This window comes from Alcaligenes sp. 1735tsa3, assembly GCF_024134565.1.
GTDB classification, from domain to species: Bacteria; Pseudomonadota; Gammaproteobacteria; order Burkholderiales; family Burkholderiaceae_B; genus Alcaligenes; species Alcaligenes phenolicus.
Map to the genome: position 1 here is coordinate 568,277 of NZ_CP099862.1, position 20,484 is coordinate 588,760.

At 55.2% G+C, this 20,484-nt stretch carries 20 protein-coding genes and 1 pseudogene; 20 read left to right on the top strand and 1 reads right to left on the bottom strand.

Features of this window, described 5'->3' with window-relative positions:
- Nucleotides 1-69: 69 nt before the first annotated feature.
- Nucleotides 70-720, bottom strand: a complete 651-nt coding sequence (locus NIZ92_RS02585; protein WP_254002655.1) for a TetR/AcrR family transcriptional regulator — start codon at nt 718-720, stop codon at nt 70-72.
- Nucleotides 721-846: 126 nt separating this feature from the next.
- On the opposite strand from NIZ92_RS02585, the gene NIZ92_RS02590 reads away from it, so the two are divergent.
- The 20 genes and pseudogenes from NIZ92_RS02590 to NIZ92_RS02680 all read left to right on the top strand — a co-directional run bounded on the left by NIZ92_RS02590 (nt 847) and on the right by NIZ92_RS02680 (nt 20,446).
- Complete coding sequence (locus tag NIZ92_RS02590) at nt 847-1,668, top strand: alpha/beta fold hydrolase (protein WP_035271311.1); 822 nt, start codon at nt 847-849, stop codon at nt 1,666-1,668.
- Between the two features lie 4 nt (nt 1,669-1,672).
- The gene (locus NIZ92_RS02595; RefSeq protein ID WP_052159360.1) at nt 1,673-1,969 is read left to right on the top strand and encodes an extradiol ring-cleavage dioxygenase; all 297 of its coding nucleotides are present in this window, start codon (nt 1,673-1,675) and stop codon (nt 1,967-1,969) included.
- Between the two features lie 11 nt (nt 1,970-1,980).
- Nucleotides 1,981-2,820, top strand: coding sequence for a hypothetical protein (locus NIZ92_RS02600; RefSeq protein ID WP_254002656.1), 840 nt, complete (start codon nt 1,981-1,983; stop codon nt 2,818-2,820).
- 22 nt (nt 2,821-2,842) lie between these two features.
- Nucleotides 2,843-3,187 (top strand): non-heme iron oxygenase ferredoxin subunit, encoded by a 345-nt coding sequence (locus NIZ92_RS02605; protein ID WP_035271307.1) that lies wholly within the window; start codon nt 2,843-2,845, stop codon nt 3,185-3,187.
- A 46-nt stretch (nt 3,188-3,233) separates the two neighbouring features.
- Entirely contained in the window at nt 3,234-4,604 is a 1,371-nt protein-coding gene (locus tag NIZ92_RS02610) for an SRPBCC family protein (protein WP_254002657.1), read from the top strand.
- Nucleotides 4,601-5,152 (top strand): 3-phenylpropionate/cinnamic acid dioxygenase subunit beta, encoded by a 552-nt coding sequence (locus NIZ92_RS02615; RefSeq protein ID WP_080748033.1) that lies wholly within the window; start codon nt 4,601-4,603, stop codon nt 5,150-5,152. Before NIZ92_RS02610 ends, NIZ92_RS02615 begins: the two co-directional genes overlap by 4 nt.
- A gap of 4 nt (nt 5,153-5,156) precedes the next feature.
- Nucleotides 5,157-5,984 (top strand): 3-(cis-5,6-dihydroxycyclohexa-1,3-dien-1-yl)propanoate dehydrogenase, encoded by an 828-nt coding sequence (gene hcaB, locus NIZ92_RS02620; RefSeq protein ID WP_035271306.1) that lies wholly within the window; start codon nt 5,157-5,159, stop codon nt 5,982-5,984.
- Entirely contained in the window at nt 5,981-7,018 is a 1,038-nt protein-coding gene (locus NIZ92_RS02625; protein WP_080748032.1) for a nitronate monooxygenase family protein, read from the top strand. The genes hcaB and NIZ92_RS02625 overlap by 4 nt, the downstream gene beginning before the upstream one ends.
- An 18-nt stretch (nt 7,019-7,036) precedes the next feature.
- On the top strand, nt 7,037-7,816 hold the full coding sequence (locus NIZ92_RS02630) for a 2-keto-4-pentenoate hydratase (RefSeq protein ID WP_254002658.1): 780 nt from the start codon (nt 7,037-7,039) through the stop codon (nt 7,814-7,816).
- Nucleotides 7,817-7,917: 101 nt separating this feature from the next.
- Nucleotides 7,918-8,874 (top strand): acetaldehyde dehydrogenase (acetylating), encoded by a 957-nt coding sequence (locus NIZ92_RS02635; protein WP_301555096.1) that lies wholly within the window; start codon nt 7,918-7,920, stop codon nt 8,872-8,874.
- 20 nt (nt 8,875-8,894) lie between these two features.
- On the top strand, nt 8,895-9,908 hold the full coding sequence (gene dmpG, locus NIZ92_RS02640; protein WP_035271301.1) for a 4-hydroxy-2-oxovalerate aldolase: 1,014 nt from the start codon (nt 8,895-8,897) through the stop codon (nt 9,906-9,908).
- 4 nt (nt 9,909-9,912) lie between these two features.
- A pseudogene (locus tag NIZ92_RS19655) lies at nt 9,913-10,170 on the top strand (2Fe-2S iron-sulfur cluster-binding protein); the annotation flags it as partial.
- Between the two features lie 6 nt (nt 10,171-10,176).
- Nucleotides 10,177-10,965: an FAD-binding oxidoreductase gene (locus NIZ92_RS02645; RefSeq protein ID WP_052159359.1), complete on the top strand. Its 789-nt coding sequence runs from the start codon at nt 10,177-10,179 to the stop codon at nt 10,963-10,965.
- 70 nt (nt 10,966-11,035) lie between these two features.
- Nucleotides 11,036-11,524: a nuclear transport factor 2 family protein gene (locus tag NIZ92_RS02650; protein ID WP_052159358.1), complete on the top strand. Its 489-nt coding sequence runs from the start codon at nt 11,036-11,038 to the stop codon at nt 11,522-11,524.
- A gap of 204 nt (nt 11,525-11,728) precedes the next feature.
- Nucleotides 11,729-12,448 (top strand): FCD domain-containing protein, encoded by a 720-nt coding sequence (locus NIZ92_RS02655; RefSeq protein ID WP_052159357.1) that lies wholly within the window; start codon nt 11,729-11,731, stop codon nt 12,446-12,448.
- A gap of 429 nt (nt 12,449-12,877) precedes the next feature.
- Nucleotides 12,878-14,557: a DUF1302 domain-containing protein gene (locus tag NIZ92_RS02660; protein ID WP_235332482.1), complete on the top strand. Its 1,680-nt coding sequence runs from the start codon at nt 12,878-12,880 to the stop codon at nt 14,555-14,557.
- 13 nt (nt 14,558-14,570) lie between these two features.
- Nucleotides 14,571-15,926 (top strand): DUF1329 domain-containing protein, encoded by a 1,356-nt coding sequence (locus NIZ92_RS02665; protein WP_035271299.1) that lies wholly within the window; start codon nt 14,571-14,573, stop codon nt 15,924-15,926.
- 38 nt (nt 15,927-15,964) lie between these two features.
- Nucleotides 15,965-17,065 (top strand): YCF48-related protein, encoded by a 1,101-nt coding sequence (locus NIZ92_RS02670; RefSeq protein ID WP_254002659.1) that lies wholly within the window; start codon nt 15,965-15,967, stop codon nt 17,063-17,065.
- On the top strand, nt 17,062-19,485 hold the full coding sequence (locus NIZ92_RS02675) for an RND family transporter (RefSeq protein WP_052159356.1): 2,424 nt from the start codon (nt 17,062-17,064) through the stop codon (nt 19,483-19,485). Before NIZ92_RS02670 ends, NIZ92_RS02675 begins: the two co-directional genes overlap by 4 nt.
- A 34-nt stretch (nt 19,486-19,519) precedes the next feature.
- Nucleotides 19,520-20,446: a 3-keto-5-aminohexanoate cleavage protein gene (locus NIZ92_RS02680; protein WP_035271296.1), complete on the top strand. Its 927-nt coding sequence runs from the start codon at nt 19,520-19,522 to the stop codon at nt 20,444-20,446.
- Nucleotides 20,447-20,484: the final 38 nt, after the last annotated feature.

Genomic DNA, 20,484 nt, shown 5'->3' on the forward strand with positions numbered 1-20,484 from the left:
GCTCGCTTCTGAGGTGTAGGAGCGCCTTCAACAAATACCCATCTGCAAGGTGAGCTCCCCACCGCCACGTCAATCTTGCTTAAGGGGTGCTAATAACAGCCGCTCCATCAGTGCATTTCGTTCGCGCTTCTGTTCGGCAGTCCCTTGCCGGGAAAGCAGAGACTCCGACAATTCATAACTGTATAGAGCAAAGGCTCGAGAACGGGCCTCTGCAACGCCAAAGCCTAAAGCGCTGAAACACTGGGAGATGTAAGAGAGGCGCTTTGCATCCATTTCGTCCAGCAATTGCCTTACTTTTTCATCTCGGCGAGCCCAAGCGCGGATGGCAAGCTCGGTTGCGGCGGCTTCTTCAGCTGCTTTCCCTCTCAAAGGAAGGGAGAGCAGATCGCGAATCAATTCTTTTGGGGGCAGGTCGCTGCGTTCGAAACGGGAAATGATCTGTTCTGTGGCCTCGTCACGCCAGGCGAACAACATTTGCTCTAACAGGTCATCCCGATCTTTGAAGTGCCAGTAAAACCCCCCTCGGGTAACCGCCAGCTCCTTGGCTAATACCTCAACGCGGATGGCATCCACGCTGCGGCTGACTAGAAGGTTGCGAGCCGTACGAATCCAATCGGCAGGTCCAAGCTGGCTGCGCGTTGCGCTGGGGGACGCCTTTAAGTTTCTTGTCATCTTGATCCCGAAAATGAAGGGTTCATCATTGTACCTTTGTATTTCCATTCGGTTGTGTATTGTTTTGTTTTTAAGGGATCAATGGTAATTACCCTGATTTATCAGAATAAATATTCCTTGACCAGGTTTTTTCTGCTCAATACTATACACATACGTATGTGTTTGGAGAGGGGTATGAGCACGGTAAAAGAAGCAGGGAAACTATTGAATGCTGCAGGGCATGAGACCCATTATTTCGATGTGGGACAGGGGAAACCGCTTTTCTTGTTGCACGGGTCCGGGCCGGGAGTATCGGGCTGGACGAACTGGAGCGGTGTGATGGATGAGCTGGGCCAGTCATTTCGGGTGATCGTTCCCGACATCGCAGGTTTTGGCTTTACCGAATTTAAAGAAGACTCGAAGTACGACATCAAACTCTGGGTGCGCCATCTGGTGGGCATCATGGATGAGCTGGGTATCGAGCGTGCTTCTTTTGTTGGCAATTCTTTTGGTGGTGCGCTGTCAATTGGCTTGGCGACAGCACATCCAGAACGGGTAGAGAAGCTGGTCTTGCTGGGAACACCTGCAGGGCAGTTCGAGCAGACTGCCGGTTTGCGTTCTGCCTGGGAGTACGAGCCCTCGTTGGCAAACATGGAGCGTACTTTGCGCTTGTTCCCGTACGACCAAACCATTATTACCCCGCAAATGATCCAGTCACGTTTTGAGGCGAGTGCCCGGCCTGGTGCGCAGGATGCACTGCGCAAACTGATTCCCCGTCCCAACGTGGACGGGCCAACGATGGTCAAGGGGTTCCCGGAACATATTGTGTCCAGCATTCAGGCTCCAACCCTGGTTTTGCATGGGCGTGAGGACAAGGTTGTGCCGCCGTCTTGCGGAGAGTTGCTGGCGCGCGCGATCCCTAACGCAGATCTGCACCTTTTTGGTTGCTGTGGTCATTGGGTGCAGACCGAAAGACGGGCTGATTTCTTGCGACTGGTTTCGCACTTTTGCGCGTGATGCCATGAGTCGGAATGTCCTTGAACGGGTCTTGCATCAGTTGACTGTCGACCGTGCAGCCAAACAGCGCTTTCGCGAGGATGCGCCTGGGTTCTTGCGTCGCTTTGCATTAAGCGAAGAAGAACGCCGCATGCTTTGCGAGTTTGACGTGCTGGGGCTGCAGCAAGTGGGAGTCAATCCCATGCTGACCATGGGCTTCTGGCAGGAGTTGTCGCCAGAGCGCGATATGCGCGCATACATGCGCAAGCTGCGCCCGGTAGGTGCTATCGAGCCGCTGCACAGCGCGGCATTAAAGCAATAGACGAGAGAAAAATGGGTCAAATAGTGGGGGGATTCCTCGTACCGCATGATCCGGTCATGTTCGTGGCGCCCGAGGCGCCCGAGCTTGCTGTCCGGCAGCGGATGTGGAACGCATTTGAGCAATGTGCGCAGCGCTTAAGAGCGCTTGCACCCAGCAGCGTCGTGATTGTGGGTGCAGATCATTACATGTTGTTTGGTACGGCCTGCCTGCCGTCCTACTTGATTGGTACGGGCGATGTTGATGGTCCTTTGGACGCGATGCCTGGTCTGGCGCGGGGCCTTATTCCCAATAGTGAAAGTCTGGCTGTTCATATTGCGCAGCATGGTCATGAGACTGGTTTTGATTGGGCGGTTGCGCGCGCTTTGACGGTGGATCATGCCATTGGCATTCCGAATAAGTTGCTGGTGCAGCCATTGCGGGATTCGGGTGCAGCAGTTGGCACTGTCCCGGTTTATCTGGCGGCCGGTGTCGATCCCTATATTCGCATGCGACGAGCCGTAGAGCTGGGACGGCAGATTCGCCAAGCCGTGGAGTCGTATCCCGATGATGAGCGCGTTGTGGTCATCGGAAGTGGTGGGATTAGTCACTGGGTGGGTACGGCGCAAATGGGCCAGGTCAATGAGGTGTTTGACCGTGAAATTCTGGCCTATGCCGAACGCGTTGATCTGGAGGCTATGTGTGCGCTTAGCGACGAGTACATCTTGGCCAACGGCGGTAATGGTGGCATGGAAGTACGCAACTGGGCATGTGCCATGGGTGCGCTGGAAGGTGGCCGAGGTGAGGTCATCGCTTATGAAGCGGTTCCCGAATGGGTCACTGGCCTCGGGTTTGTGCAACTGTTTCCGCGCTAGGGCGGGTGAAAGGGGTATGACGATGAGCAGGAAAGTATTTCTGATGCGGCGTGATGAGCTGCAGCCGGGCGAGGTTCGCAAGGTGGAAACCGGGACGTGTCCCTTGGCGGTTTACAACGTCGATGGCGTGTTCTATGCCACGCATGACATCTGTACGCACGCCACCGCCTCTTTATCCACTGGCGAGATTGTTGATGGTGATTTGATTGCTTGTCCAGTGCATGACGGTTTGTTCCATATTCCGACTGGCCAGGCAGTGGGGCATCCCTGCGTGGTTGATCTGCAAACGTTCAAGGTGATCGAGGAAAACGGCGATATCTATGCGGATCTCGACTACGCCTCGGAAGCCGCCTCATCGGCGATCTGATCAGGAGATATCAATGACACATGAGTGTGTGGGGAACTGCGGTCGCTTGCGCAAAGATAAAGTAAGCGAGCCTATGGATGGCTTGGAGCGTTTGATTGATCTGGAAGCGGGCTGCCTGTCCCGTCGGGTCTATTGGGACAGTCGCATTTACGAGCAGGAGTTAGAAAAGATTTTTGCGCGTAGTTGGCTGTTTCTGGCGCATGAGTCGCAGCTCCCCAAGCCGGGCGATTATGTCACTGCCTATATGGCGGAAGACAACGTGATTGTGGTGCGACAAAAAGATGGGTCGATCAGGGCCTTTTTGAATACCTGTCCGCATCGGGGCAACAAGATTAATTTTGCCGATGCGGGGAATGCACGCACGTTTATTTGTAATTACCATGGCTGGAGCTTCGGTATTGACGGTGCTTTGCGTGGGATGGCAGGGCAGGAGCTGTTTGAAGAAAGTGGCTTGAACCGGGAAGATCATGGTCTGCATCCGGTGGCTCAGGTTGCCACGTACAAAGGCTTGGTTTTTGGCAATATGGATCCGGATGCGCCGCCTTTGAGCACCTATCTGGGGGACTTCCGTTATTACTTGGATGTTCTCCTGGATATGGATGGCGAGGGGACAGAGTTTGTTGGCGGTTGCGTGAAGTCGGTGATCAACTGCAACTGGAAGGTACCCGTCGAGAACTTTATTGGCGATATCTATCATGCTTTGTGGACCCACGACTCTGCCGCCCGTGCAATGCTGGGAGGGCCGGTTGCCGAGGTTTATAAAGATCCGGATTCCTATCATGTCAATTTCAACGGCCATGGCTGGGAGTTCAATCTGGACACCGTCGGCAATGCAGCCACCTTGGGTGATAAGGAAATCCGTAAATATCTTTATCGCCTTCAGCCCGAGGTGGCACGACGCCTGGGCGAGCTTCGATCCAAAATGATCGGGTCGATTTCATCGGCCGGCGTCTTTCCTAATCTCTCTTTCCTGCCGGGCCAAAATACGTTCCGTGTCTGGCACCCGCGTGGCCCGGGAAAAATCGAGCTCCATACCTGGACCTTGGTGAACAAGAGTGCGCCTGCCGATATCAAAGACCGCTGGCGTAAAGGGGCCATGATGACATTCTCTCCTTCGGGCGTGTTTGAAATGGATGATGGCGAAAACTTTGAGTTCTCGACGCGTACCAATGCAGGCTTTGTCACTCGGCAACAAGATTTGTATATGGGGCTGGGACGGGGCACGCAACTGGAAAATAGTGGTCTGCCGGGTAATGTCTATCGCAACCAGGTCAATGAAGCTAATCACCGGGCCTTTTACCAGCGTTGGCTGGATTTGATGCAGTCCCGCTCATGGAGCGAGGTGCCGCAGAGGGATTCGGCTCAACTATCAGAAACAGCTTTCGAGTACGAGACTGATGCCAAGGAGGCAATATGAACGCCGCCTTTCAAGTTGGTGCGCCGTGTCAGCCAGGAGATCGGGTAGACCGCGAGCTAGCTCATCGGGTTGAGCAGTTCCTGTATCGGGAAGCTCGTTTGCTGGATGACGAGCAGTGGGAACAATGGCTCGCTCTGATGACCGAGGACATTCATTACTGGATGCCTGCAATCGAGAACCGTCGCCGTGGAGGTGCTCGCGGGGCTTATGTTCCTGGAGGTGGTGCCTATTTTGATGATTGCCATCTTGATTTGGAGCGCCGCGTCGCACGTTACCGGCAGCCCTCGGCCTGGGCTGAGGATCCGCCCACTCGCCATGTGCATGTCATCAGTAATGTGGAAGCGTTGTACGGGGAAGAAGCTGGCGAGCTGGTCGTTCACTCAACGTTCGTTAATTACCGCAGTCGGGGTGAGGCGGATAACGATTTGCTGCTGGGGCGGCGCGAGGATGTGCTGCGACAGCAGGGCGGCAGCTTTCTCATTGCCCGCCGCAAGATCCTCATCACGCAATCTTTGCTGATGTCCAAGAACCTCAACACATTCCTGTGATTCCATGACTTGGCTAAATGATGATGTGGCCCTGGTAACCGGGGCCAATTCGGGTATTGGGCTGGCTGTCGTACGACGGTTTCTGGCTGAAGGTGCTCGAGGAATAGGAGCGCTGGTGCGTAGTGCAGCCAGTGCAGATGCTCTACGCCAGGAGTTTGGCGAGCAGATCGTGGTGACGGTAGGCGATGTGCGTTCCGGACAAGCTAATGCACAGGCGGTGGAGGCAACAGTGAGCCGTTTTGGCAAGCTGGATACCTTGGTTGCCAATGCAGGCGTTTGGGATCATTTCGCTCCTTTGAGACGATTCGGTGATGCGGAGCAACTGGCGCAAACGTATCGGGAGGTCTTTGACGTCAATGTCCTGGGCTACTTGATGGCCGCCTATGCGGCTGAGCCAGCTCTGCGGGCCAGTCGTGGCAGCATGATCTTTACCTTGTCCAATGCCGCCGCCTATGCCGGCGGAGGTGGTCCGGTTTACGTGGCCTCCAAACATGCGGGTGTGGGCCTGGTGCGGCAACTGGCTTATGAGTTGGCGCCCGATATTCGAGTCAATGCAGTGGCTCCTGGTGGCACGCTGACTCCCTTGAAAGGGCCGGCATCCCTGGGTAAACAGGATGTGCATTTATCTGATATTCCCGGGTTTGGTGAGGCGGTCGCCGGGGCGGTGCCCTTGGGCTTTGTGGCTCAACCCGAAGACCACTGCGGGCATTATGTTCTGCTGGCCTCACGAGCCAATTCCTCTACGACGACCGCAGCCATCGTGCATAGCGACGGTGGTTGGGAAGTGCGTGGCAGGCCAGCACGTCGGTCCGCGGCAACGGGGCAGTCATGAGTACTACAGTGGCATCGGCCTTTAAACGGCAGGCGGAACAGGAAATGTTGCGGCAGATTTTTGCTCAGGCACGCCTGCCCGTGATGGGGGCTCCCATGTTCCTGGTGTCCGGTTCGCGGCTGGTCTGTGCCAGCTTGAGTGCTGGCATTGTTGGCACTTATACCGCTTCGAATTCGCGTGATATTGCCGCCCTGGAGGCGGACCTGGAGCAGATCAGTCAACATGCCGCACGCTGTGGCGGGGCGCCTTGGGCACTGAACCTGATCGTACACAGCAGCTATGACCGTTTTGATGCGGAAATGGAATTGGTCAAGCGTTTTCGTCCCAGCATTGTCACGACAGCCTTGGGTAACCCCCGGCGTGTGATGGAGTCCGTTCATGGGTATGGCGGTCTTGTCATGGCTGACGTCATCAGCCCCACCTTGGCCCGCAAAGCGATCGACGCCGGTGTAGATGGCTTGGTGCTGGTGAGCAGTGGTGCGGGTGGCCATACCGGACGATATCACCCCTTTGCCTTTCTGGAAGAAGTGCGCCAGTTCTGGAGCGGGCCTATCGGTCTGGCCGGTGCTATCTCCAGCGGTGCTCACGTCCGTACCGCTCAATTACTAGGGGCGGATTTTGCTGTGGTGGGGACTCGTCTTATTGCGACCCACGAAAGCATGGCGACGGCGGATTATCAGGAGTTGGTCGTGCAATGCGGCATGGAGGATCTGGAGCTGTCCAGTGCAGTTTCAGGGGTGCCTGCCAACTGGCTCAAACCAACGCTGGTGGCAGCGGGTTTTACACCCGAGCAGTTGAAGGAAGAAAAGAAAATTGATTTTTCGGGCGACATCATTGCTGCGCCTAAAGCATGGAAGCATGTGTGGTCGGCAGGGCATGGCGTGGGGGCGGTGGATGGTTTGTATTCGGTCGAGCAAGTGGTCCAGAGTCTGGCCGTGGAGTATGCAGCGGTGCTGCGAGACGAGGCTCAGCGGCTTCCGGCTTTACTCAAACAATACGCTCGGGCGGAACATATGCATCCAGGCGAACAATAAATGAAGGAAGGGGGAAACATGGATAGCAGGGCAGTACAGGAGGCGGCTCAAGCGCTCTATGAGGCGCGCCGCAACAAAGAGACGATTGCACCCATTTCGCAGACCTTGGGTATTGAGGGACTGCAAGCGGCTTATGAGGTCGCCGCTATCAATACGCAACGGGCCTTGAGTGAAGGCCGTGTGATTAGTGGCTGGAAAGTTGGTTTGACTTCCCATGCCGTGCAAAAGCAGCTCGGTGTGGATCAGCCGGACTTTGGGGTGTTGTTTACGGATATGGAGTTTGTCTGCGGTGCCACTGTGCCGGTCAGCCGTTTGATGCAACCCAAGGCAGAAGGGGAAGTGGCGATAGTACTTGGGCGGGACTTGAGCGGAGAACTGACCTGGGGGCGGTTTCTGAATGCTATTGAGTACGTCCTGCCTGCTATCGAGATCGTGGACAGTGCGATTCAGGATTGGCGCATCACGCTTGCCGATACCGTGGCAGATAACGCTTCTTGCGGCCTGTACGTGCTAGGTACCGATCCCAAGCGTTTGACTGACCTGTCTTTGCGGGACTGTGTCATGCGTTTTGAGTGCAACGGTCAGCTTGTGTCTGAGGGGACGGGCGCCGCCTGTTTGGGGCACCCCTTGCATGCGGCCTGGTGGCTGGCCAGCAAGATGACAGCGTTGGGCCAGACTCTGCGCGCCGGTGATGTGGTGTTGTCTGGCGCATTGGGTCCCATGGTTCCTGTTACCACAGGAAGTTCTCTATTCCTTGAGGTGCAAGGGCTGGGCACGGTGAGTTGCCAGACTGACTGAGCGATGCCAGTGCCAGGCCGAAGTGGCGTACGTTTTTGCTACACCACTTCTACGTCATTTATCCGCGCAGGGCGCGACGAAGTTTCTCAATACGGGAAGTCATCATGACACGAAAGATCAAAACCGCCATCATCGGTTCCGGGAATATTGGTACTGACCTGATGATCAAGATCCTGCGTCATGGCCGTCATCTGGAGATGGCAGTCATGGTCGGGATAGACCCAGATTCAGATGGCCTCAAGCGGGCAGCGCGATTAGGGGTTACGACCTGCGCGACTGGGGCTGCTGGCTTGGCTGCTATGCAAGAGTTTTCGGATATCGGCTTGGTGTTTGATGCCACTTCGGCGGGGGCGCATGTCGAGAATGATCGCGTGCTGCGAGCCGTGAAACCGGGTATTCGAATGGTGGATTTAACACCTGCTGCAATCGGCCCTTATTGCGTCCCTGTAGTTAATCTGGATGAACAACTCGATGCCTTGAATCTGAATATGGTGACCTGCGGTGGTCAGGCCACTATTCCAGTAGTGGCGGCAGTTGCCTCCGTAGCGCCAGTTCATTACGCCGAGATTGTGGCCTCGATTTCCAGTCGCTCGGCTGGACCTGGAACCCGCGCCAACATTGACGAATTCACTGAAACCACCTCAAGGGCGTTGGAAGCCGTGGGCGGCGCTCGACAGGGCAAGGCCATTATTGTGCTCAATCCAGCCGAACCGCCGTTGTTGATGCGCGATACCGTCTATACCTTGTCTGCGTTGGCGGATACGGCACGTATCGAGTCCTCGATTGAGGAGATGGTTGCACGCGTCAATGCTTATGTACCGGGTTATCGCCTCAAGCAACGTGTGCAATTCGAGACGTTTGACCAGAGCCGACCACTTAACGTGCCAGGTGTGGGCCTGATGAGCGGTCTGAAAACCTCGGTATTCCTGGAGGTTGAGGGGGCCGCGCATTACTTACCTGCCTATGCGGGCAATCTGGATATCATGACATCGGCCGCGCTGGCGGCTGCCGAGAAACTGGCCGTGCGCGAGCTTGGCGCCTACGCAGCGCTTGATTGAGCGGCAGGCGGAGACAAAAAATGAATCGCAAACTTTATATTTCCGATGTGACCTTGCGAGATGGTTCGCATGCTGTTCGTCATCAATACAGTATTGAGCAAGTCAAGGCAATCGCTCGGGAGCTGGATGCGGCACGGGTGGACTCCATTGAAGTAGCGCATGGCGATGGCTTGCAGGGTTCTTCCTTCAATTATGGTTTTGGGGCACATACCGATCTGGAGTGGATTGAGGCCGTGGCACAGGAGGTCTCGCATGCCAAGGTCACCACCCTGTTATTACCCGGTATTGGCACCATGCATGACATTCGTGCGGCCTACGATGCCGGTGCCCGGGTTTTACGTGTTGCCACCCATTGCACAGAGGCGGATATTTCCAGCCAGCATATTGACTATGCGCGTGAGCTGGGCATGGATGCCGTCGGTTTTCTGATGATGAGTCACATGACCACGCCCGAAAAGCTGGCACAACAGGCCAAGCTGATGGAAGGTTACGGGGCGAACTGTGTATACGTGGTGGACTCGGGTGGAGCCTTGACCATGGATGGAGTACGCGACCGTTTTCGGGCATTCAAAGAAGTGCTCGATCCGCGTACACAAACAGGTATGCATGCTCACCACAACCTGGGCTTGGGCGTGGCCAATTCCATTGTGGCGGTGGAGGAGGGCTGCGATCGTGTTGATGCCAGCTTGGCAGGGATGGGGGCAGGGGCAGGCAATGCGCCTTTGGAGGTGTTTATTGCCGCTGCTGAACGCTTGGGCTGGAACCACGGCACAGACTTGTTCCGCTTGATGGATGCGGCTGACGATATTGTACGGCCCTTGCAGGGCAGGCCTGTGCGGGTGGACCGTGAATCCTTGGCTTTGGGATATGCCGGAGTCTATTCCAGCTTCCTGCTGCATGCTGAAGCGGCTGCACGCCAGTATGGTTTGAAAACTGTCGATATTCTGGTCGAACTGGGGCGACGTCGTATGGTGGGTGGCCAGGAAGACATGATTGTTGATGTGGCGCTTGATCTGAAAGCGCGGGCAGCATAGTTCTATGGCCGACAATCAAATAGCCGCTGATATTAGCCATGTTCAGGCATCAAGTGTGACTTTTGCTCCGGCAGGAGTCAGGCTGGTCTGTCCACCCGGTGTGAGTATTTTGGATGTTGCTATGGGGGCAGGCTACTTCCCCAAACACAGTTGCCGACGGGGGGAGTGTCAGTCCTGCTCCGCTCCTTTGATAGAGGGGGCGGTTCATTATCCAAAAGGCTTTGAGCCAAGTGGCATGGTTCCAGGGCATTGCTTGACCTGCGTGGCAATGCCCAGTGGGGATATTGTGGTTCATGCCCCCGAGGTCCCTCTTGAACCCGGACAACGGATCAGCCAGTTTGGTGCGCGGGTCGTTTCTGCCGACAGAGTCAGTTCTGATGTGACGATCGTGACATTGCAGGCCCCAGCCTCGGCAGGGTTCAGTTTTGTTGCCGGGCAGTATGTGGATGTCATCTTGCGTGATGGTTCGCGGCGTAGTTACTCGATGGCCAATATTCCGGATAGTTCGGGTTTGATTGAATGGCACGTGCGAGTGATGCCAGGCGGACGTTTCTCACAACATGTCTATCAGACGCTGAAGGTCCGTGACTTGCTGCGCGTGGAAGGTCCTTTCGGCAGTTTTCGCTTGTCTGCCGCTTCCTGCCCCGTCATTTTGCTGGCTTCGGGGACGGGGTACGCCCCGATTGCCGCGATGTTGAAGTCGCATGGGGCCGAGTTGGCGGCCAGAGGGGGCCATTTGTATTGGGGAGCCCGCCGTCGGGAAGACATTTATGCCTGGGATGAGGTGCTTGCCCTGTGCGAGCAAGTGGGCAACCTGCGCTTTGTGCCTGTCTTGTCGGAGCCTGAACCTGATTGGCAAGGGCGTTGCGGCTTGGTTCATGAGGCGGTTTTGCACGATTTTCAGGATATGGCCAGTGTCGAGGTCTATGCCTGCGGTAATCCCCTGATGGTTGATGCGGCAAGAACAAGCTTTGTGGAGCAGGCCGCCCTGCCGGAAAGTGTTTTTTTCAGTGATGCTTTTGTGACTGCACCGTCCGTGCCACCGGTGGTGGCATAGGCACGCTTTAGTCATGAGATTTTATTTTGAATGACGGGCGTGTGAAGCGTCCGTGTCACCTTGAGGAAAAATGATGCAGTCCTTATCGCAGCAAACGCAGAGCAGTCATTCCGATCCTTCTTCTGCTCAGGTGGGCGGACAAGCTGATTTTGAGGCTGCCTGCACGCAGCTATGTGTTGAGTTTGCCAACGCGCTGGATGCCGACGATTATGTACGGGTTGTGGATGTGTTTACCCCTGATGCCACTATCGTGGCGGCCACGGGTGAGGCTGTGCAAGGGCGTGATGCTATTTTGGCGTCCTTAAGCACCCGGCCAGCAATGCGTACACGGCATTGCTGCAGCAATATTCGTATTACTCTGAATGCCGATGGCAGCGCGACTGGGCTTTGCTATGTTGTGTGTTTTAAAAACTTTGGAGAGGAAGCCGCGCGGGGCGTCTCGACAACACCGATGCCCATTGTGGCGGATTATCACGATACTTACGTGTTTACAGAAGAAGGCTGGCGCATCAGCGAGCGACGCATTGCCATGATTTTCAATCCCGATTTGGCAAATTAGCGTCAAGTCTGGTTTAGGCAGCTCACCGGTCTTCTGTTCTGTGCGATGCGCGAATTCATCGTTTTATGTAGAAAAAACTAAATTATGGATTTATTGATCTTAAATCCTAAATAAGCGATAATTCGTGCCGCCGCCGCTTCCCGGCGGTCTTGTAACCAACGATACGTGTTTAGGTGCGTATCGTAATGTTAAGTCGTACACACCATGGGGACTGCCGAGCTGTCTTCCTCCTCTTCCAGCAGTCTAACAACGCTGGCTTTTCAGCGTCTGCGTGCGGATATTGTCACAGGGGCATTGCTGCCGGAACAACGTCTGCGCATTCAAGCGCTGGGTAAACGCTACGAAATTGGCGCAACTGCCATTCGTGAGGCTTTGTCGCGCTTGACGAGCGATGGGCTGGTCGAGTTTCAGGAGCAGCGGGGCTTTCGTGTTGCGCCCGTTTCGCGTGAGGAACTGCAAGATCTGACCCAGACGAGGATCGATCTGGACTGCATTGCCGTACGCCGTGCGATTGAGCGTGGTGGTATCGATTGGGAGTCCAATGTGGTCAGCCATTATCATCGGCTGTCCAAAACCACGATTCCTACTTCCCCCGAGCTGTTTGACGATTGGTTGCTTGCGCATAATGCGTTTCACGAGTCCCTGCTGGCGGGCTGTCAGTCGCCTACGACTCTTCAGTTGTGTCGTCTAGTACGTGAGAAATTAGCTCGTTATCACAACTTGTCTTTGCGTAATACCACGCTTGAAGACCGGGCTACCCTGGATGAGCACAAACAGCTTGCTGATGCGGTGATTTCCCGTGATGCGCCCTTGGCGCAGGAGCTGATTTCTGAGCACTTTGCCCGTTCTGCAGAGTTTGCCCTTCTGGCTTTCGACAAGGCATTCCCGGTCGATGCCGAGGCTGTCGATGACAAGTCGATGTAGCATTCTTAGGCCCCTTACCTATCACCTGCCCGTATGTCGCGGGACCCATTTATATGTCAAAGCCCACCATTAAGGTGGGTTTTTTTTTGTTTGTTCAGTTTGTAGCAAGTGGCGAGTACGACAAATCAATCTTTTGTTTTTGCTTGTTTTTGGGTTCTTTGCGTCTGGCGGCAAGGAGCGGGCGACACCTGCGACAAAAAATGAAAACTGGCTCTTGTCTCCATAAAAGTGGGTATATTTTATTTTTATCGATTTTATTTGTTGAAAATCCATAAAATAGGAATTACCATACAAAATCCTTAATCGTCTGTTATTAGGTGGCTCATTCTCCTTTTACGTGCGATGTGGGGAAAAAGGACGGTGTAGAGCGACACGCAGAGGTCGCGGAACACTGCCAAGCGCCAGCATCGGCGCGATAAAGGAGACAAAGTGAGACAGAAAACGCTGACGGCGCACGATCGCCGCGCATTAAAACGCCTCTGTGCGTTTAGAGGGGGGGCGCTAGCGCTAGGGATTGCGCTTGCCGTGCCTGCCCAAGGCTTCGAAATTGATGTCGGCAATCCCGATATGACGGTGCGGTGGGATACGACCGTCAAGTACAGCAATGCGTTTCGCCTGAAGTCAGCTTCGTCGGACTTGTTGTCCAATCCCAATAATGACGATGGCAACCGTAATTTTGGTCGTGGACTGATCTCCAATCGACTGGATTTGTTCAGCGAGATGGACGTGATGTGGCAGCGTCGTTTTGGCCTGCGGGTCAGTGGGGCGGCCTATTACGACAGCGTCTACAACGAGTCAAATGACAATCCAGGTCTGGCAGGGGGCGCCTTTCCCAATCAGACTTCCGTGGCCTACAACCGTTTCACGAATGATGTCCGGGTCAAGCATGGCCGTAATGTGGAACTGCTCGACGCGTTTGTGTTTGGCAAGTTTGATATGGACAATGGCGCGGCTACGCTGCGTGCGGGTCGGCATTCCCTGATCTGGGGAGAAAGTCTCTTTTTTGGCGCTAACGCCATTGCCGGCGGACAAATGCCGATTGATGCCGTCAAACTGGCTTCTGTGCCGGGTACGCAGTTCAAGGAAGCGATCCGTCCAGTACCGCAAATTTCAGGGCAGATTCAGCTCGGTCCGCAAGTGTCTGTGGGTGCGTACTACCAGTTCCAATGGGCTGAAAGCAAGGTTCCGCTGGCAGGCTCTTATTTCTCTGATAACGACACAGCGGCGGGTAGTGAAACCTTGATGGTTGCGCCAGGCTTGCCGCCCGCACGACGCTTGGCGGATGCCCGGGCACGCAACTCTGGGCAGGGCGGCTTGCAATTGAAGCTGCGTCTGGATGAAACAGACTTGGGCTTGTATGCCATCCGTTATCACAGCAAAACTCCGCAAGTGATCCCCGTCCTGGGTGTAACGCCACAAGGGCCTATGCCAACAGGCTACTACTTGGCATACCAGGAGGCGATTACCGCAGTGGGTGCCAGTGCCAGCCGGACCTTCGATAACTTCAATATTGCGATTGAAGGTTCGATACGTCATAACCAGGATCTGGCGACCAACCGGGGCATTGATGCCAGTGCCTTGACCGGTGAGCCATTCAGCAATAATCGCCACAACCCCGCTTATGCCGTGGGTGATACGGCACACATCAATATTTCCACGATTGCTTCTTTGCCGGCGACGTCGCTCTGGCGTGAGGCGAACCTGACGGCGGAAGCGGCCTGGAACCGCGTGTTGAAGATCACAAAAAACCCGGATGCGGCCGATGTGCGGGGCACCCGCGACGGCTTTCAACTGCGCTTTGTCTTCGAGCCTATGTACCGCAACGTGTTTCCCGGCGTGGATATCAGCGTGCCAATGGGTATGAGTTGGGCGCCAAAAGGTTCCCGCCCATTGGCGGCAGGCAGCCCGAACGCCTGGACACCTGAAGGGGGCGGGGACATAAACATTGGCATTAATGCCAGCTTTCGCGACGCCTGGCGTTTCACACTGGCATATACGCACTACTACGGGCCTTCCTCTTCTTTCATGAGTTCTGACGGGGTGTTTGGTTGGCAACAGTCCCTTAGAGATCGCGACTTTATCGCAGCCTCTTTGCGCTATTCCTTTTGATTGGAGATACACCATGAAGTCGATGCAGTTCAAATCCGCACTGATGCTGGTGCTGTCTTTAGCCACGGCAGGTAGCTATGCTGCCGTCCCCCCCGAAGAAGCCGCAGCATTGGGGACGACCCTAACGCCCATGGGGGCAGAGCGTGCAGGTAATCAGGATGGCAGCATCCCTGCCTGGACTGGGGCAGCCACGCCCAATGCCGGAATTGTGCAAGGGCGCAGGCAGGACCCTTTTGCTGACGAGAAACCGTTGTTCTCGGTAGATGCCAAGAATATGGCCCAGCATGCGGATTATTTAACAGAGGGTACGAAGGCGCTGATTCAGAAGTACCCCGAAACGTTCCGACTCGATGTCTACAAGACTCACCGTACGGCCATTGCGCCGCAATGGGTTTATGACAATACCGCCCGTAATGCTGTCAATGCGCAGTTAAAAGAGGGAGCGGCCGGTCTATTGCCTGAGGGGGCATACGGAGGAGTGCCATTTCCTATACCCAAATCGGGCCTGGAGGTGATGTGGAACCATCAACTTCGCTGGCGTGGTGACGCTTGGTATCTGGAAGCCAAAGGATATCAACTGACTTCGGATGGGCAGTGGATCAATGTGCTGGATGCCGAAAACTCGATGTGGATGCCGTACTACTCTCAGGCCCCAGACAAATTTAATGACGAATACTACATGATCCGCTCCTTGACCAAAGGGCCAGCTATTCGGGCCGGAGAGGCAATCACTGGACGGATGAATCTGGATGAGTCCAAATCTGCTACCTGGGTCTATCTGACGGGGCAGCGGCGAGTGCGTAAGTTGCCCAACTCGTGCTGTGACACACCCACGCCTTTTTCGGCGGGTATTGCCAGTTTTGATGAGGTCGGCGTGTTTACCGGACGCATGGATCGTTTTGATTGGAAGCTGTTAGGTAAGAAGGAGATGTACATCCCCTACAACACCAACCGGATTTTGCAACCTGAGACAGACCGCGAATTGTTGGGAGACAAGCATATCAATCCGGACCATGTGCGATGGGAGCGTCATCGTGTTTGGGTGGTGGAGGCTGAGCTGAAAAATGGGCAGCGCCATACATCCCCCAAGAGCCGTTACTACATTGATGAGGATAGTTGGGACGCTGTGATTGCCGAGCGTTACGACGCGAACGGTCAATTGGCCCGAGTGCCCTATGGCTTACCCATGGTGATGTCTGATATTCCAGCCACAGAGCAGGTGAATTGGGGGGTTTATGACCTGACCAACGGCGCTTCGTATGTCACGGGTTTTCCGAACGAACGACGCGGTATGTATGTTCCCAAGTCCTCACAGTACCGTGACTTCATGTTTACGCCCGATGCGATGGCAGCGGAGGGCGTGCGCTGACGCCCCTGGCTTTAGCCAGAGCGGCGTTGCATGGAGACATGATGAAGAAGCGAACTTATTGGCCGGTGGTGGTGGCGTTGGGGCTGGCATCTTTGAGCATTGCTAGCGCTCATGCTGAGTCGGCGTTCCCGGCGTTGGATCGGCCTGCCTTGGCGGTTAAAGCCGTACAGCGCAGCGTTTTGTTAGCTGCTGCGCTGGATGATGGGCGAATTGTGGCCGTGGGTGAACGCGGGGTAATTGCCTTGTCTGATGACGGTGGCGTGAACTGGCGACAAGCACGGAATGTCCCGGTGAGCGTGACGCTAACCGCAGTGCAATTCACAAATACGCATCATGGTTGGGCGGTCGGGCATGGCGGCGTTATTTTGCAGACTACGGATGGGGGAGAGAGTTGGGAGCTGGTTACTGATGGGCGAGGCCTGGCGCAGGTGGCTGTTCAAGCAGCGGAACTGCGCTTGCGCCGCGACCCGCAGGATGAGGCCGCCGCCAGACAGCTTCGAGTAGCCCGGAGTTTGGCGAGTGATGCCGGTAATACTCCTTTATTTGACTTGTGTTTTGTCGATGCTCAGCACGGCTATGTTGTAGGCGCTTATGGCCTGTTTTTCGAAACCCGTGATGGTGGGCTGACGTGGAACGATGCCATGGATCGCTTGCATAACCCAGGCGGTTTACATCTGTACGCCATTCAGGCCCGAGGCAAAGAGGTCTTTATTGGGGGAGAGCAAGGCTTGATGCAAGTCTCCAGGGATAAGGGGCGTCGTTTTCAGGCTTTGCAAAGTCCCTATGAGGGTAGTTGGTTCGGCCTGGCCTTGAATGACAGCGGGTTGATGGCAGTAGGTTTGCGCGGCAATGCTTTCCACTCACAAGATGGCGGCTCGACGTGGACGCGTGTGGCAGGGGCCCCCGAGGCGTCCCTGCCGGCCGCCGTCTCAGCTCCCGATGGTTCAGTGCTGATTACGAGTCAGGCAGGGCAACTGTACGCCAGCGCGGATGGGCGCGTGATGGCTCCCTTGCTCACCCAGCCCATGCCGCCTTTGTCTGGGACCTTGGTCCTGCCTGATGGCAGTGTGATTGCTTATGGCGTGGGGGGCGTACTGCGTTTGCCTGTGTCTTTGAAAGAAATGAGAACACGTCCATGAAGTCTGATTCTTCCTACATATTGCCTGTGCTGCGGGACTTGTCGCAATTTGATGCCACATCGGGGTCTCGGGTGGAGCGTGCATTGTTTAACCACCGGCGCATCGTGGTGCTGCTGTGTGCGATCGTGACCTTGTTTTTGGGCTGGCAGGCTAGTCAATTACGGCTGACGGCCAGTTTTGAAAAAAGTATTCCCACTTCCCATCCGTTTATTGAGAACTTCCTGAGCTATGAAAAACAGCTCTACGGGCTGGGTAATGCAATTCGTGTCGCTGTGGAAAATCCTCGAGGCGATATCTATGACCCTGTGTACCTGGATACGCTGCGACAGTTGAATGATGAACTGTATTTATTGCCCGGCGTTGCCCGGCAAGGACTACGCAGTCTCTGGACACCCGCGACCCGTTGGGCAGCTGTAACAGAAGAGGGGTTGGAGGGTGGTCCGGTGATTCCGGATGGCTACAACGGCTCGGCTGCCAGCTTGCAGGAGCTGGCGGCTAATGTGGCTCGTTCGGGAGAAATCGGCCAGATTGTCGCATTCGATGCTCGCTCCAGCCTGATCTTTGTACCGTTGCTGGATAAGGATGCCAACGGCGCGCCGTTGGATTATCGGCGCTTGTCGCAAGCTTTGGAAGACTTGCGTAACAAGTACGAAAGCAAGGGCGTACATGTCCATATGACCGGCTTTGCCAAGATTGCTGGAGACATGATTGATGGCGTCAGTTACGTCCTGGGTTTTTTTGTGTTCGCTGTGCTGATCGCGGGCGCAATGGTGTTTTGGTACACGCGTTGCGTACGGTCGACCTTGTTGGTGGTGGCCACCTCATTGATTGCTGTTGTCTGGCAGTTAGGGCTGTTGCCGTTGATGGGATATTCCTTGGATCCTTATTCCATTTTGGTGCCGTTTCTCGTGTTTGCCATTGGCATGAGCCATGGGGCGCAAAAGATGAACGGCATCATGCAGGATATGGGTCGGGGGACGCATCGTCTGATAGCGGCGCGCTATACCTTTCGACGCCTGTTTATGGCTGGGTTGACTGCTTTGCTGGCTGATGCCGTGGGTTTCGGCGTGCTGCTGGTGATTGATATTCAGTCTATCCGGGAGCTGGCCATTGCAGCCTCTATCGGTGTGGCCGCTTTGATTTTTACCAATCTCATTTTGCTACCCGTGTTGCTCAGTTATACCGGCGTTAGTCCAACAGCAGCTGCACGTAGTCTGCGTACCGCTGAGAGCGAGGAGTCCGATCAGAATCGGGCGCGGCTATGGGTGTTTCTGGACAAGTTCACTCAGCGTCGCTGGGCTCGGTGGGCCTTGGCTGCTGCCGGTTTGATGTTTCTTTTTGGGGCCACGTTGAGTACCCGGCTGTCTATTGGCGATCTGGACCCCGGTGCCCCTGAGTTGCGGGCTGACAGTCGCTACAACCGGGATGTCGCTTTTATTAATGCAGCCTACGGTGCCTCCAGTGATGTGCTGGCCGTCATGGTGCGTACGCCGCAGGGGCAGTGTACGCAGCTTGATACGGTGCAAAAGGTGGATGAACTGGAGTGGAGTCTGCGCCAGTTAGAAGGCGTGGAGTCCACCAATACCTTGGCTTTGTTGAACCGGCGCATGTTGACGGGGCTAAATGAAGGCAATCCCAAATGGTACGAGCTGATGCCCAGCCAGGACAGCATCAACTCCGTGACGGCTAATGCGCCTCGTGGTTTGTACAACGACGCCTGCAGTTTGTTGACGATGTATGTGTACTTGAAGGATCACAAGGCCCGCACCCTGGCCGATGTGGTGGCTCATGTCGAGGCGTTCGCGCATCAGAACAACACTTCGGACACACAGTTCTTGCTGGCTGCAGGCTCGGCGGGGATAGAAGCGGCGGCCAATATTGTTGTGCAAGATGCTTGGGGCAAGATGTTGTGGCTGGTTTACAGCGCAGTAGTACTGCTGGCCTATCTTGCATTCCGGTCTTGGCGGGCGGTCGTAGTGGCAGTTCTACCGCTGGTGCTGACTTCTTTGTTAGCAGAGGCCCTGATGGTTGCTCTGGGCATGGGAGTGAAGGTTGCTACCTTGCCAGTTATTGCCCTGGGTGTGGGAATCGGGGTGGATTATGCCTTGTACATCCTGTCCGTTCTTTTGGCACGGTTGCGCGAGGGCATGAGCTTATCTGAAGCCTATTACCGAGCACTCTTGTTTACCGGAAAAGTGGTCATGTTAACGGGTGTGACCCTGGCAGCAGGCGTCGCAACCTGGGTGTTGAGTCCGATCAAGTTTCAGGCTGATATGGGCATTTTATTGGCGTTCATGTTTTTGTGGAACATGTTGGGTGCCTTGCTCTTGTTACCAGCCTTGGCTTGTTTCTTGTTGCGCCCGGCTCAGGTTCAGAGCGCAGCGCTTAACCAAGGTGTACTTGCTCCTGCCAAAGTCTGAATGAAGTCCAGTGTCCTTTTTATGTGAGTTTTTTATGTCCAGAAAAGTCATTATCACGTGTGCCGTAACTGGCTCGATTCATACGCCGACGATGTCGCCGTATTTGCCTGTTACGCCCGCGCAGATTGCCGAGCAGGCACTTGACGCCGCCCGTGCGGGTGCAGCGGTCTTGCACTTGCATGCACGCGACCCGGAAAACGGCAAGCCTACGCCCAGTGCGGCTGTATTCCGGCAGTTTCTGGAGCCTATCCATACGCAGTGTGATGCTGTCATTAACATCACGACGGGTGGGGCTCACACCATGAGCTTGGACCAGCGTCTGGAAGCGGCCCTGACGTTCTCGCCAGAAATGGCCTCTTGCAATGTGGGTTCTTTGAATTTTGGTTTTTTCCCCATTCTGGACAAAGTCAAAGAGTGGCGTCATGCCTGGGAGCCTGAATACCTGGAAGCCTCTCGTAATGCGATCTTCCGTAATACCTTCGGTGATATCGAACAGCTATTTGAGCGTGTGGCCAAGCCTTTAGGAACACGTTTTGAATTTGAATGCTATGACGTTGGCCATCTCTACACGCTTAAACATTTTGTTGACCGTGGTTTTGTCAAAACGCCTTTCATTCAATTTGTGTTGGGCGTCTTGGGCGGAATTGGTGCTGACCCCGAAAACCTGACACATATGAAGCGTATCGCCGACAAGCTGTTCGGTGACGATTACCACTGGTCTGTACTGGGGACAGGCCGTCATCAAATGCCCTTGGTGACTCAGGCGGCCTTGATGGGCGGCAATGTCCGGGTAGGTCTGGAAGACTCTTTGACGGTCGGGCGGGGGACACTGGCACGTTCCAACGCTGAACAAGTGAGCCTGATTCGTGAGGTACTGGAGCGATTGGGCCTGGAGATTGCAACACCCGCAGAGGCTCGTGCCATGTTGGGGCTAAAAGGCCAGGGGCAGATCAGCCTTTGAGCGCAAGCTGACCGGGGCGCCACCCGCGCCCGTTTTTT